14 protein-coding genes are annotated in these 12,497 nt (G+C 69.4%); 7 read left to right on the top strand and 7 right to left on the bottom strand.

Translation table 11 applies throughout. The features are described from left to right. Positions 1 to 52 precede the first annotated feature (52 nt). Positions 53 to 991, bottom strand: coding sequence for a tRNA (adenosine(37)-N6)-dimethylallyltransferase MiaA (gene miaA / locus ABD207_RS21440; protein WP_344014713.1), 939 nt, complete (start codon positions 989 to 991; stop codon positions 53 to 55). Positions 992 to 1,242: 251 nt separating this feature from the next. On the opposite strand from miaA, the gene ABD207_RS21435 reads away from it, so the two are divergent. Next, the gene (locus tag ABD207_RS21435) at positions 1,243 to 1,503 is read left to right on the top strand and encodes a hypothetical protein (RefSeq protein ID WP_344014712.1); all 261 of its coding nucleotides are present in this window, start codon (positions 1,243 to 1,245) and stop codon (positions 1,501 to 1,503) included. Positions 1,504 to 1,524: 21 nt separating this feature from the next. Continuing rightward, complete coding sequence (locus ABD207_RS21430; protein ID WP_344014711.1) at positions 1,525 to 1,794, top strand: antitoxin; 270 nt, start codon at positions 1,525 to 1,527, stop codon at positions 1,792 to 1,794. Positions 1,795 to 1,936: 142 nt separating this feature from the next. Here the strand turns inward: ABD207_RS21430 and ABD207_RS21425 are convergent, their stop codons facing one another. From ABD207_RS21425 to ABD207_RS21415, 3 genes are all read right to left on the bottom strand, one after another. Further along, positions 1,937 to 2,668 (bottom strand): class III extradiol dioxygenase subunit B-like domain-containing protein, encoded by a 732-nt coding sequence (locus ABD207_RS21425; RefSeq protein WP_344014710.1) that lies wholly within the window; start codon positions 2,666 to 2,668, stop codon positions 1,937 to 1,939. Positions 2,669 to 2,808: 140 nt separating this feature from the next. After that, positions 2,809 to 4,326 carry a tRNA (N6-isopentenyl adenosine(37)-C2)-methylthiotransferase MiaB gene (miaB, locus tag ABD207_RS21420; RefSeq protein WP_344014709.1) on the bottom strand — a complete coding sequence of 506 codons (1,518 nt, stop codon included), beginning with the start codon at positions 4,324 to 4,326 and terminating at the stop codon, positions 2,809 to 2,811. Positions 4,327 to 4,507: 181 nt separating this feature from the next. Beyond that, complete coding sequence (locus ABD207_RS21415; RefSeq protein WP_344014708.1) at positions 4,508 to 4,924, bottom strand: pyrophosphohydrolase domain-containing protein; 417 nt, start codon at positions 4,922 to 4,924, stop codon at positions 4,508 to 4,510. A 106-nt stretch (positions 4,925 to 5,030) separates the two neighbouring features. Here ABD207_RS21415 and ABD207_RS21410 point away from each other — a divergent pair, with 106 nt between their 5' ends. After that, the gene (locus ABD207_RS21410) at positions 5,031 to 6,026 is read left to right on the top strand and encodes a TAXI family TRAP transporter solute-binding subunit (RefSeq protein ID WP_344014707.1); all 996 of its coding nucleotides are present in this window, start codon (positions 5,031 to 5,033) and stop codon (positions 6,024 to 6,026) included. Between the two features lie 58 nt (positions 6,027 to 6,084). Here the strand turns inward: ABD207_RS21410 and ABD207_RS21405 are convergent, their stop codons facing one another. Continuing rightward, positions 6,085 to 7,488, bottom strand: coding sequence for a HAMP domain-containing sensor histidine kinase (locus ABD207_RS21405; RefSeq protein ID WP_344014706.1), 1,404 nt, complete (start codon positions 7,486 to 7,488; stop codon positions 6,085 to 6,087). Between the two features lie 9 nt (positions 7,489 to 7,497). Next, entirely contained in the window at positions 7,498 to 8,190 is a 693-nt protein-coding gene (locus tag ABD207_RS21400) for a response regulator transcription factor (RefSeq protein ID WP_344014705.1), read from the bottom strand. A gap of 286 nt (positions 8,191 to 8,476) precedes the next feature. Here ABD207_RS21400 and ABD207_RS21395 point away from each other — a divergent pair, with 286 nt between their 5' ends. From ABD207_RS21395 to ABD207_RS21380, 4 genes are all read left to right on the top strand, one after another. Next, the gene (locus ABD207_RS21395) at positions 8,477 to 9,253 is read left to right on the top strand and encodes an amino acid ABC transporter ATP-binding protein (RefSeq protein WP_344014704.1); all 777 of its coding nucleotides are present in this window, start codon (positions 8,477 to 8,479) and stop codon (positions 9,251 to 9,253) included. 81 nt (positions 9,254 to 9,334) lie between these two features. Beyond that, entirely contained in the window at positions 9,335 to 10,174 is an 840-nt protein-coding gene (locus ABD207_RS21390) for a glutamate ABC transporter substrate-binding protein (RefSeq protein WP_344014703.1), read from the top strand. 85 nt (positions 10,175 to 10,259) lie between these two features. Beyond that, on the top strand, positions 10,260 to 10,925 hold the full coding sequence (locus ABD207_RS21385; protein ID WP_344014702.1) for an amino acid ABC transporter permease: 666 nt from the start codon (positions 10,260 to 10,262) through the stop codon (positions 10,923 to 10,925). Then, entirely contained in the window at positions 10,922 to 11,836 is a 915-nt protein-coding gene (locus ABD207_RS21380; protein WP_344014701.1) for an amino acid ABC transporter permease, read from the top strand. Before ABD207_RS21385 ends, ABD207_RS21380 begins: the two co-directional genes overlap by 4 nt. A 336-nt stretch (positions 11,837 to 12,172) precedes the next feature. On the opposite strand, the gene ABD207_RS21375 is transcribed toward ABD207_RS21380, so the two are convergent. Next, positions 12,173 to 12,497, bottom strand: a 325-nt coding sequence (locus tag ABD207_RS21375) for a hypothetical protein (protein ID WP_344014700.1), incomplete at its 5' end; no start/stop codon positions are given.

Here is a 12,497-nt window from a genome sequence, read left to right as displayed (position 1 = left end):
ACGGCCCCGCAGGCCTGGATGACGGCCTGGGCGTCCCGATGCCATGACGTGATCAGGCTGTAACCGGTCGTTCGATCAACGACAGCGCGAGCTGCGGAAGTTCCCCGCGGTCGGCTGCCGCCCCACTCAACCAATGCACCCGCGGATCGCGCCTGAACCATGAATCCTGACGGCGCGCGAAGCGCTTGGTGGCACGGATCGTCTCGGCCCGCGCCTCCTCCAGGGTGCACTCCCCGGCGAGGGCGGAGAGCACCTGCTGGTAGCCGAGCGCGCGCGAGGCCGTACGCCCCTGGCGCAACCCTTGCGCCTCCAGTTCCCGCACCTCGTCGACGAGACCCGCCTCCCACATCCGGTCGACGCGACGGGCGATCCGCTCGTCGAGTTCGGCGCGCGACACGTCGACGCCGATCTGGACGGTGTCGTAGACCGAGTCGTGGCTGGGCAGATTGGCGGTGAACGGCTGCCCGGTGATCTCGATCACTTCCAGTGCGCGGACGATCCGGCGGCCGTTGCTGGGCAGGATCGCCCGGGCGGCCTGGGGGTCCGCGGCGGCGAGCCGGGCGTGGAGCGCTCCGGAGCCGCGCAGCGTGAGCTCCTCCTCCAGGCGGGCCCTGACCTCGGGGTCGGTGCCGGGGAACTCCAGGTTGTCGACCGCTCCTCGGACGTAGAGACCGGAGCCGCCGACCAGGATGGGCCAGCGTCCCGCGGCGAGCAGCGCGTCGATCCGCTCCCTGGCCATGCGCTGGTACTCGGCGACGGACGCGGTCACGGTGACGTCCCAGACGTCGAGGAGGTGGTGGGGCACGCCGCCGCGCTCCTCGGGCGTCAGCTTGGCGGTGCCGATGTCCATCCCCCGATACAGCTGCATGGAATCGGCGTTGACCACCTCGCCGCCGAGCTGCTGAGCCAGGAAAACACCCAGATCGGACTTTCCGGCCGCAGTCGGTCCGACGACGGCGATGACGCGGGGGGTGGAGGGTGCGCTGCTCACCCGTCCAGTCTCCCAAACCTCAAACGCTGCTCTCGATCGAGTTACGTGACGCGGCCGCCGCAGGGTCGTTGCCCGTTGCGAGGTTCCTGCCGCCGGATCACGAAGGCGGCCGCCCGTGTCGCGCGAACGGACGCACCGGGCTGCGCGGGATATCGCCCGCACGAGTAACGTATGGAGTGGATATGGGCGTTTTTGCACGGCTTCTCCGGAGGTCGAAGGGCACGGAGGAGGCGCGGACCGCCGGGACTCAGATGGGCGAGGCAGCAGCCGAGCCGAAGCAGGAGGACGCGGCCGAGGCCGGCACCGAAGCCGCTGCCGGGATGGGATCGTCCGAGGGGCCGGAGGCGAGCGAGCCGGCGGCGGAGACCGGCGAGGCCGACGGCGCGAGGAGCGAAGCCGACGGCGCGAAGAGCGAAGCCGACGGCGCGAAGAGCACCGAGAGCGTCGAGATCCCCAAGCAGCAGTCCTCCGAGGCGGCCGGCACCGGGACCGGTGAGGGCGCCCGCACATAACTGCCGCGAGGAAGGTGGACCATGGGTTTCCTGGACCGTATGAAGGACAAGCTGGGCCCGGCCAAGGGCAAGGTCTCGGACCTCGCACAGCAGCACGGGGACAAGATCCAGCACGGTCTGGACAAGGCCGCCAGGACCGTCGACCAGCGCACCAAGGGCAAGTACAGCGACCGGATCGAGTCGGGCACGGGCAAGGCCAAGCACGCCATGGAACGGCTCGCGCACAAGAAGGACGACGGCACGGACACCGGCGGCACCACGCCGCCGGCCGGTCCCCCGCCCGCCTCCTGAACGGCATCACCGCACGACAGCAGCACATCGGCACGACAGCACGACAGCACGAAACGGCGGACGGCCGCGAAGCCCGGCAAGGGCTTCCGGCCGTCCGCTATTTCGTACCCGAGCGCCGAAGCGCCGAACGCCGCGCTCCGCGCTACGACCAGCTCGCCACGATGTACCCCACCCCGTAAGGGGCGTCCTCGTAGCGCAACGCGCCCTCCAGCGCGCCGTGTTCGGCCGCACCGGCCAGCACCTGCCAGGGGGCCCGGCCGGACACCTTCAGCTCGCGCGCCACTTCGGTGTCCAGCGCGCGCAGGGCCTCGATGTCGGCGGCCCCCAGGGCTCGGGCTGCCTCCGCGTCGAACGGTGCCGCCCGCTCGTCCAGATACCCCGGCGCCTTGAGCGTCCGGCAGGCGCTGGCGTCGCCCATCACCAGCAGCGCCACCCGCTCGGCACGCGCGGCGATGTCCCGTCCCTCCTGGATGCACCGCTCGGGCGTGAGAAGTTCCCCGACGCCGACTCCCTCGACCGGGGCGTCCGCCCAGCCGACGTGCTCCAGCAGCCAGGCGCCCACGGCGAGCGCGTACGGCAGCCGCCGGCCGCCGGCCGGAGCACCGTCGTCCGATCCGCCGCCGGGGCGGCCCAGGCGCACGTCGAGATCCACGCCGAAGCCGCGGAAGGATCCCGCGGTGCCCTCCGGGTAGGTCTCGACCTGTGTGCTCTCCACGGGGCCGACGACCACCAGTCGGTCGGGCCGGGCGGCGGCGAGCACACCCAGGGCATCCGTGCAGGCGGCACGCGCGGCGTCCAGCTCGGGCGCCGCCCCCGCGGCGACCTCGGGCACGAGCAGCGGCGGACACGGACAGACTGCGGCGGCGACAAGCATGATCGGCAGCGTAGCTCGCCGCCGGCGGGACCGCGCCACCGCGTGCACCGCCTGCGCACCACCTTTGCACCGCCTCGGCGAGCTTGCCGAGGAAACCGCAGGGAGCACCCCAGCGGCGCCCCGGGAGCAGGCGGGAGCGGTCAGTCGCAGCCGCAGCCGCTCGCCGCCGCGGGCAGCGGTTCCGGAACGCCGACCTTCGGCAGCCCCAGCATCACGCCCGTGGGCTGTGCCGCCTGCTCGGTGTTCCGCTTCTCCCAGGCGTCGCCCGCGCGGGTGCGGCGCACGTCGAGCACGGGGCCCTCGGCGAGGAGGTGGTGCGGCGCGGCGTAGGTGACCTCGACGGTGACCATGTCGCCGGGGCGCACCTGCTGCTCCGGCTTGGTGAAGTGCACCAGGCGGTTGTCGGGGGCCCGGCCGGACAGGCGCTGGGTGGTGTCGTCCTTGCGGCCCTCGCCCTCGGCGACCATCAGCTCCAGGGTGCGGCCGACCTGCTTCTTGTTCTCCTCCCAGGAGATCTCCTCCTGGAGGGCGACGAGCCGCTCGTAGCGCTCCTGGACGACCTGCTTGGGGATCTGGTTGTCCATCTCGGCGGCCGGGGTGCCGGGCCGCTTGGAGTACTGGAAGGTGAAGGCCTGGGCGAAGCGGGCCTCGCGCACCACGTGCAGCGTCTGCTGGAAGTCCTCCTCGGTCTCGCCGGGGAAGCCCACGATGATGTCGGTGCTGATCGCGGCGTGCGGGATGGCGGCGCGGACCTTCTCGATGATGCCGAGGAAGCGCTCCTGCCGGTAGGAGCGGCGCATCGCCTTCAGGATCGCGTCCGAGCCGGACTGCAGCGGCATGTGCAGCTGGGGCATCACGTTCGGCGTCTCGGCCATGGCGGCGATGACGTCGTCGGTGAAGTCGCGCGGGTGCGGGGAGGTGAAGCGGACGCGCTCCAGACCGTCGATCTTGCCGCAGGCGCGCAGCAGCTTGCTGAACGCCTCGCGGTCGCCGATGTCCAAGCCGTAGGCGTTGACGTTCTGGCCGAGCAGCGTGATCTCGGAGACGCCCTCGGCGACCAGCGCCTCGATCTCGGCGAGGATGTCGCCGGGGCGGCGGTCCTTCTCCTTGCCGCGCAGCGCCGGGACGATGCAGAAGGTGCAGGTGTTGTTGCAGCCGACGGAGATCGACACCCAGGCCGCGTACGCGCTCTCGCGGCGGGTGGGCAGCGTCGAGGGGAACGCCTCCAGCGACTCGGCGATCTCGACCTGCGCCTCCTGCTGGACCCGGGCGCGTTCCAGCAGGACCGGCAGCTTGCCGATGTTGTGCGTGCCGAAGACCACATCGACCCAGGGGGCCCGCTTGACGATGGTGTCGCGGTCCTTCTGCGCCAGGCAGCCGCCGACCGCGATCTGCATGCCGGGGCGGCGGGCCTTCTTCGGGGCGAGGTGGCCGAGGTTGCCGTACAGCTTGTTGTCGGCGTTCTCCCGGACCGCGCAGGTGTTGAAGACCACCACGTCGGCGTCGCCGTCGGAGCCCTCGGGGGCACGGACATAGCCCGCGTCCTCCAGCAGCCCGGCCAGGCGCTCGGAGTCGTGGACGTTCATCTGACACCCGTAGGTGCGTACTTCATAGGTGCGCGTGCCGCCCGCTGCCTGGCTCCGGTCGATGCTGCTCATGCATTACAGGGTAGGCGCTCTGCACGGTGCCCCCGGCCGCGCCGGCGGCGGCCCCGGCCGACCCCGGCAGGCCGACCACAGCAGGCTGGGGCCGGGCCCGGATCGTGCGAGGGACTCAGCCGGGCCCGGATCGTGCGAGGGACTCAGCCGGCCCCGGCCGGCCCCGCATCCTGCGGCGGACTCAGCCGGCGCCCGGCTCGTCCTCCGGCACCCACCCCTGCCGGCGCAGCACCCCCGCGACGTCCGGCGCCTGGTAGTGGTCCCCCTTGAGGACCTTGCCGTCCGCGCGGCGGGTGACCGAGCCGTCCGGACCCAGCTTGGTCATGTTGGAGCGGTGGATCTCGGCGATCACCTCGTCCAGGTCGATGCCGTGGACGAGCGCCGTGCCGTACGCCGTGTACACGAGGTCGGCCAGCTCGTGGGCGAGCCGGTCGAGCGGGCCCTTGACCGAGACCTCGGCCACCTCCGCGGCCTCCTCGGCGAGCAGGTCCCCGCGGAAGGCGGCGAGCTCCGGCGAGACCTTGGTGGGCACGTCCCGGATGTCCAGCCCGAAGGCACGGTGGAATTCACGGACCAGGTGGACGGGCGATGAGCTCATGCGGCCGACTGTAGCGGCCCTCACCGACACTCCCCGCCGGTCCCTCCCCGGCCCTCTGTGAGCCCCACCCTGGTCAGAGGGTGTGCGGGCTGGCAGGATCGCGCCCATGCCCATCGCGCTGTCCCGTATCGGCAGGCGCCGTGCCCTGCAGGGTGCGGCCGCCGCCGTCGTCGCGCTCGGACTGCTGCTGTGGTGGGTCGCCCCCTGGCGCGAGGAGCCGCCCGGCGGGACGGTCACGCTGAGCACCGGCACCCGTGCGGGGGTGTACCAGAAGTACGGCGAGCTGCTGCGCTCGTCCCTCGACAAGCACATGCCCGACCTCGAGGTGCGGCTGCTGACGAGTGACGGCTCCCAGGAGAACGTGCGGCGGGTGGCGACCGGGCAGGCCGACTTCGCGATCGCGGCGGCCGACGCGGTGCAGACGTACCGGCTGAGCGGGCGGTCGGGCGCCGACCGGCTGCGCGGGGTGGCCCGCCTCTACGACGACTACGTGCAGCTCGTCGTCCCGTCCGGCTCGGACATCCGCACGGTCGCCGATCTGCGGGGCAAGCGGGTCGCCATAGGGCCGCCCAAGTCGGGCGTCCGGCTGATCGCGAACCGCGTCCTCGAGGCCGCCGGCATCGACCCGGAGAAGGACATCCAGCCGTCCTCGGACGGCATCGACGTCGGCCCCCAGCGGCTCGGACACGGCCTGGACGCCTTCTTCTGGTCGGGCGGGGTGCCGACGGACGGGCTGAAGAAGTTCGCCGAGAACTCCTCGCTGCGGTTCGTGCCGATCCCCGCGAGCCTGGTGGCCGAGCTGCACGAACAGGGCGGCGGCACCCGGCACTACCGGGCGACCAACATGCCGGAGTCCGCCTACCCGGGCAGCCAGCACGGCGTGGCGGTGCCGACCCTGGCCGTGTCCAACCTGCTGATCACACGCGCGGACGCGGACCCCCGGCTCACCGAGTGGCTGACCCGCATCGTGCTCAGGAGCCGGGACAACATCGGAGCGCATGTGCACTCGGCCCAGCTCGTCGACGTCCGCACCGCGATCTACACCGACCCGCTCCAGCTGCACGAGGGCGCGCGCAGCTACTACCGGTCGGTGAAGCCGTAGGGCTTGGGGCCGTAGTACTTGTGGGGCTGTAGTACTTGTGGGGCCGCAGTACTGCCCGTCACCGCGCGGAGGCGTTCCTCGGCACCGTCACCGTGACCTTCAGCCCGTGCGGCTCGTGGTGGTCGTAGGTGATGGAGCCGCCGCCCGCCGCCAGCAGCGCCCGGGTGATGGACAGGCCGAGGCCCGAGCCCTTGATGTTCTGGTGCCGTCCGCTGCGCCAGAAGCGGTCGCCGATGCGGGTGAGTTCCTCGTCGGTCAGTCCGGGCCCATTGTCGGTGACGACCACACTCACCGTGTCGCCGTTGGAGCCGACGGTCACCTCGACGCTCTCGCCCTCGGGCGTGAACTTCACCGCGTTGTCGATGACCGCGTCCAGTGCGCTGGACAGCGCCACGGGGTCCGCCCAGCCGGTGGTGGGCGGGCAGTCGCCGGTCAGCCGGACGCCCTTGGCCTGCGCCGTGGGCGACCAGGCGGCCACCCGCTCCGCGGCGAGCGCCCCGATGTCGGTCACCTGCAGCTGCGGTTCGCTGTGCTCGGCGAGGGCCAGGTCGAGCAGATCGTCCAGGACCTGAGCGAGCCGCTTGCCCTCCGCCTGCACCGAGGCGATCTCCTCGTTGCCCTCGGGCAGCTCCAGGGCGAGCAGCTCGATGCGCAGCAGCAGCGCCGAGAGCGGATTGCGCAGCTGGTGGGAGGCGTCGGCGACGAAGGCCCGCTGCTGCTCCAGCACGTTCTCGACGTTGTCGGCCATCTCGTTGAACGACCTGGCCAGCCGTCTCAGTTCCGGCGGGCCGCCCGCCGCAGCGACCCGGGACTTCAGCCGCCCGGTGGCGATGTCATGGGTGGTCGCGTCCAGGATCCGCACCGGTCGGAGCACCCAGCCGGTCAGCCGCAGGGCGGCGCCGACGGCCAGCAGCATCGCGGCGGCCTCGCCCGCGGCGATCACCAGCCAGCCCTTCAGGATCCGGGAGCGCATCTGCCCGGTCGGCGAGTCGGTGACGACGACCGCGACCACGTCACCGTCCCGGATGACGGGTGAGGCCACCACCAGGCTGCGCCGCTCCCAGGGCCACACCTGCTGGGGGTCGTGGCTGCGCCGGCTGAGCAGCGCCTCCTGGAAGGCGGCCCGCACCTCGCCCGTGCGGGGCAGGTACCAGTCGTCCGGGGCGTGTGCCATCGGGGAGTCGTTGCGGTAGAAGACGCCCGCGCGGATGCCGTAGACGTCGTGGTAGCTGCGCAGCTCGCTGCGGAGCGTCTCCCGGCGCTCGTCGATGTCGCTGCCGGCCGGGTCGGAGGGCTCGGTGACGAACTGGGCGAGGGCGGCGAAGCGCGCGGTGTCGTCGATCCGGTCGACGACGACCCGCTGCTGCTGCGCGCCGGCCAGGCTGACGGCCAGCGGGACCCCCAGGGCGAGCAGCACCGCCGCCATCAGGACGATGAGCAGCGGCAGCAGACGAGTGCGCACCCGGCCCCGCTATGCCGCAGGCGCGACGAGCCGGTACCCGACTCCGCGAACCGTCTCGATGAGGGCGGGCATGCGCAGCTTGCTCCGCAGGGAGGCGACGTGCACCTCCAGGGTGCGCCCGGTGCCCTCCCAGCTGGTGCGCCAGACCTCGCTGATGATCTGCTCGCGGCGGAAGACCACGCCGGGCCGCTGCGCGAGCAGCGCGAGCAGGTCGAACTCCTTGCGGGTGAGCTGGACGACCGAACCGTTGACGCTGACCTGCCGGGTCGGCAGCTCTATGCGGACCGCGCCGAGATTCAGCTCGGTGTCCGGGGTGCCGCCGGATGCGGGCTCGTCCTGGGCGGTGCGCCGGCTGACGGCGTGGATCCGGGCGAGCAGCTCGCCGGTGTCGTAGGGCTTCACCACGTAGTCGTCGGCGCCGAGGTTGAGCCCGTGGATGCGGGAGCGCACGTCGGAGCGGGCGGTGACCATGATCACCGGGGTGCTGGTGCGCTTGCGGATCTTGCTGCACACCTCGTAGCCGTCCTGGTCGGGCAGGCCGAGGTCGAGCAGCACCACACCGAAACCGTTGCCCTCGGGGACGAGCGCCTGGAGCGCCTCCTCGCCGCTGCGCGCGTGGGTGACGTCGAACCCGTGCCGCGCCAGCACGGCCGACAGGGCGGCGGCGACGTGGTTGTCGTCCTCGACGAGCAGCAGTCTCACCAGGGCTCCCTTCGGTCCATCGGCCGTACCATCTGACTGTGGACACATCCGGTGTGCCCGCGCGTGTGCACCTTGCAGTGACGCCGATGAAAGACGACGGCGTCAAGAGGGTTCCGGTTGCGCTTCGGTACCGTTACCCGGCCGATATGAGCCCTGCTCACAAGTGCTACGACACGTGTCTGATTGCTATCGGATCGTGATGCTCAGATTCCCCTCAGATGTAATGACGCAGGTCTGAAGGATTACTACTGTCCTCCGAAACCGAGGAGGACGGAGCCTGAGAGCGATGACCGAAGTATCGGTGGCCAAGGAAGATGTGGCCGCGACCGGCGACCTGGTCGTCCTGAAGAGCGTCAACAAGCACTTCGGCGCGTTGCACGTACTCCAGGACATCGACCTGACGATCGCCCGTGGCGAAGTCGTCGTGGTCATCGGACCCTCCGGGTCCGGGAAGTCCACCCTGTGCCGCACCATCAACCGCCTGGAGACGATCGACTCCGGGACGATCACGATCGACGGCAAGCCCCTGCCCGAGGAGGGCAAGGCGCTGGCCCGGCTGCGGGCCGATGTGGGGATGGTCTTCCAGTCCTTCAACCTCTTCGCGCACAAGACCGTGCTCGAGAACGTGACGCTGGGCCAGGTCAAGGTTCGCAAGAAGGACAAGAAGGAAGCCGAGGAGCGGGCCCGCGCCCTGCTCGACCGGGTCGGCGTGGCCGCGCAGGCCGAGAAGTACCCGGCTCAGCTCTCCGGAGGCCAGCAGCAGCGTGTCGCCATCGCGCGGGCGCTGGCGATGGAACCCAAGGTCATGCTGTTCGACGAGCCCACGTCGGCTCTCGACCCGGAAATGATCAATGAGGTTCTGGAGGTCATGCAGCAACTCGCCCGCGACGGCATGACCATGATCGTCGTGACCCACGAAATGGGGTTCGCCCGTTCGGCTGCAAATCGCGTGGTGTTCATGGCGGACGGCCGCATCGTCGAACAGGCTGCGCCGGACCAGTTCTTCAGCAATCCGCGCAGCGACCGAGCCAAGGACTTCCTGTCGAAGATCCTTCACCACTGACGCGTAATCCGCGCACCCCTACTTGCGTCACCGGACACACTGACCGGGCCGCATCACTTCACCAGTCAAAGGATGTGCACCATGAAGCTCCGCAAGGTCACCGCCGCCTCGGCCGCTGTCATCGCCCTTGGCCTCACCGCCACTGCATGTGGCGGTGACGATGGCGGTTCCAACGGCTCCGGTTCGGGCGGCGGCAAGAAGATCACGGTCGGCATCAAGTACGACCAGCCCGGTCTCGGCCAGAAGACGCCGCAGGGCTACGCGGGCTTCGACGTCGACGTAGCCACCTACGTCGCGAAGAAGCTGGGCTACGAGCCGGACCAGATCGTGTGGAAGGAGGCGAAGAGCGCCGACCGCGAGACCATGCTGCAGCGCGGCGACGTCGACTTCATCGCCGCCACCTACTCGATCACGCCGGAACGCCAGGAGAAGGTCGACTTCGCCGGCCCGTACCTGCTGGCTCACCAGGACGTCCTCATCCGCGCCGACGACAACTCCATCAAGTCGCCGAAGGACCTCAACAACAAGAAGCTGTGCTCGGTGGCCGGCTCGACGTCGGCACAGAACGTCAAGGACAAGCTGGCGCCCAAGGCCGACCTGCAGACCTACCCCACGTACTCGGCGTGCCTGAGCGGCCTGCAGAACAAGGCGATCGACGCGCTGACCACCGACGACTCGATCCTCGCCGGCTACGCCGCCCAGGAGCAGTTCAAGGGCAAGTTCAAGCTCGCCGGCTTCAAGATGACCAACGAGAACTACGGCATCGGCGTCAAGAAGGGCAGCGATCTGAAGGACAAGATCAACAAGGCCCTTGAGGAGATGGTCGCCGACAAGTCCTGGCAGAAGGCCGTGGAGAAGAACTTCGGCCCGGCCAACTACCAGTACGAGCCTGCGCCGAAGATCGGCGAGATCAAGAGCTGACGCCACGGCTGAGGCAACGCCCGACGGGTGCGCCGTCCTCCGGGACGGCGCACGCGTATCCCTATACGCGGAAGCGCGGGAGATCGTGTTCGACTTTCTGAGTGATTACGACGTCCTGGGAGCCTTCTGGACGACGGTGCAGCTCACGCTGTTCTCGGCCGTCGGCTCCCTGATCTGGGGCACCGTGCTGGCCGCCATGCGGGTCGGCCCGGTGCCGCTGATGCGCGGCTTCGGGACCGCCTACGTGAACATCGTACGGAACATCCCGTTGACCGTGATCATCCTGTTCAGCTCGCTGGGCCTGTACCAGACGCTGCGCATCGACCTGGGCGCGGACAGGACGGAGTCGATCAACTTCCGGCTCGCCGTGCTCGGCCTTGTCGTCTACACCTCGGCCTTCGTGTGCGAAGCGCTCAGGTCCGGCATCAACACCGTGCCGGTGGGTCAGGCGGAGGCTGCCCGCGCCATCGGGCTGAGCTTCTCGCAGGTGCTGCGGTTGGTGGTGCTTCCCCAGGCATTCCGCTCCGTGGTCGGTCCGCTGACCAACGTCCTGATTGCACTGACCAAGAACACCACGGTGGCTGCTGCGATCGGCGTGGCCGAAGCGGCATTGCTGATGAAGGAGATGATTGAGAACGAAGCGCAATTGCTTCTGATCTCCGCGATCTTCGCCTTCGGGTTCGTGTGTCTGACGCTGCCGACCGGTCTGATTCTCGGCTGGGTGGGCAAGAAGGTGGCGGTGAAGCGATGAGTTCCGTTCTCTACGACGCGCAGGGCCCGCGCGCCAAGCGGCGCAATGTCCTGTTCACCGTCGTCTTCCTGGTGGCCCTGGCTGCCTTGCTGTGGTGGGTGTTCAGCACCCTCGATGAGCAGGGCCAGCTCGAGTGGGTGCTCTGGAAGCCCTTCTTCACGAGCAGTGAGCCATGGTCGACGTACATCTGGCCCGGCCTGCAGAACACGCTGAAGGCCGCGGTGCTGGCCGTGCTGATCGCCCTGCCGCTCGGTGCGATCTTCGGCATCGCCCGGCTCTCGGACCACGTGTGGATCAGAGTGCCGGCAGCGATCGTGGTCGAGTTCTTCCGAGCCATCCCCGTCCTGATCCTGATGATCTTCGGGCTCGCCCTGTTCGCCGAGTACACCAACGTGCCCTCGGACGACCGGCCTCTCTACGCGGTGGTCACGGGCCTCGTGCTGTACAACGCCGCCGTCCTCGCCGAGATCGTCCGCGCGGGCATTCTGTCCCTGCCGAAGGGCCAGTCCGAAGCCGGCAAGGCGATCGGCCTGCGCAAGGGCCAGCTGATGCGGCTCATCCTGCTGCCGCAGGCGGTGACCGCGATGCTCCCGGCGATCGTCAGCCAGCTCGTTGTGATCGTGAAGGACACGGCACTCGGCGGTGCCATCCTCACCTTCCCCGAGCTGCTCTCCTCGGCGAACACGATGAGCGGCTACTACGGCGCCAACGTCATCGCCAGCTTCACGGTCGTGGCCGTCATCTTCATCGCCCTCAACTTCGCACTGACGAGCTTCGCGAGCTGGTTGGAGCGCAAGCTGCGCAGCAGCAAGCGGAGCACGGGCGCGGTAGTCGGGACAGAGATGGTCGAAGACCTCGAAACCGCGGGACACGCCCCGCCTGTGGAGCCCGGGGACACCCCCAAGGCATAGGTACCACCTCCTCTCACATCTCCAGGAGGGGGCGGCGGCACACAAGTGCCACCGCCCCCTCCTCGCATGAGCGTCGTGTTCCGTGGCTGCCTTGAGGAATGGAGTCCGGCACACCTGCCCGCCGCGCCTGCTCCCGTGCCGTCCGTCTCTACGCAGGACGTTTGTGAGCCGGCGAATACAGCAGACCGGCCCTGCTGCACCCATGAGGGGAGGGTTGCAGGCAGGGCCGGTGACTGTGGCAAAGCCTCGCAGATCGTGTCCTGTGTCTGATACTCAAGCCTGATCGAGGGTCAATGCCCGTACGCTCGCCCGTATCGCGATGCGGACAACTGCGCGTCACTTGATCGGCTTGATGGAAACGCTCTGGGTGTCTCCGCTGACCGGCAGGTAGACAGACAGGGTCACGTTGGCCTTCAACTTGCCGATGATGCTGATCACCGCAGTCTTGTTGCATCCCTTGACGGTGGTCTCGTCGTCGGTGTAGCCACCACCAGGATGGGCAGCTGCGACGCGCACGCGCCACCTCTGGCAACCCTTGTAGGTCACGCGGATGTAATGGTTGCGCGTGTTCTTCATCATGAGACTGCGATACTGCTTGTCCGTGTAATGCCACTTGTTGATGGCGTCCCTTGAAGTGGTGTAGCCGTTCTTGGCCGATGTG

The organism is Streptomyces thermospinosisporus (assembly GCF_039526425.1).
Taxonomy (GTDB): domain Bacteria; phylum Actinomycetota; class Actinomycetes; order Streptomycetales; family Streptomycetaceae; genus Streptomyces; species Streptomyces thermocarboxydovorans.
This window is presented reverse-complemented; position numbering and strand designations above follow the sequence as displayed.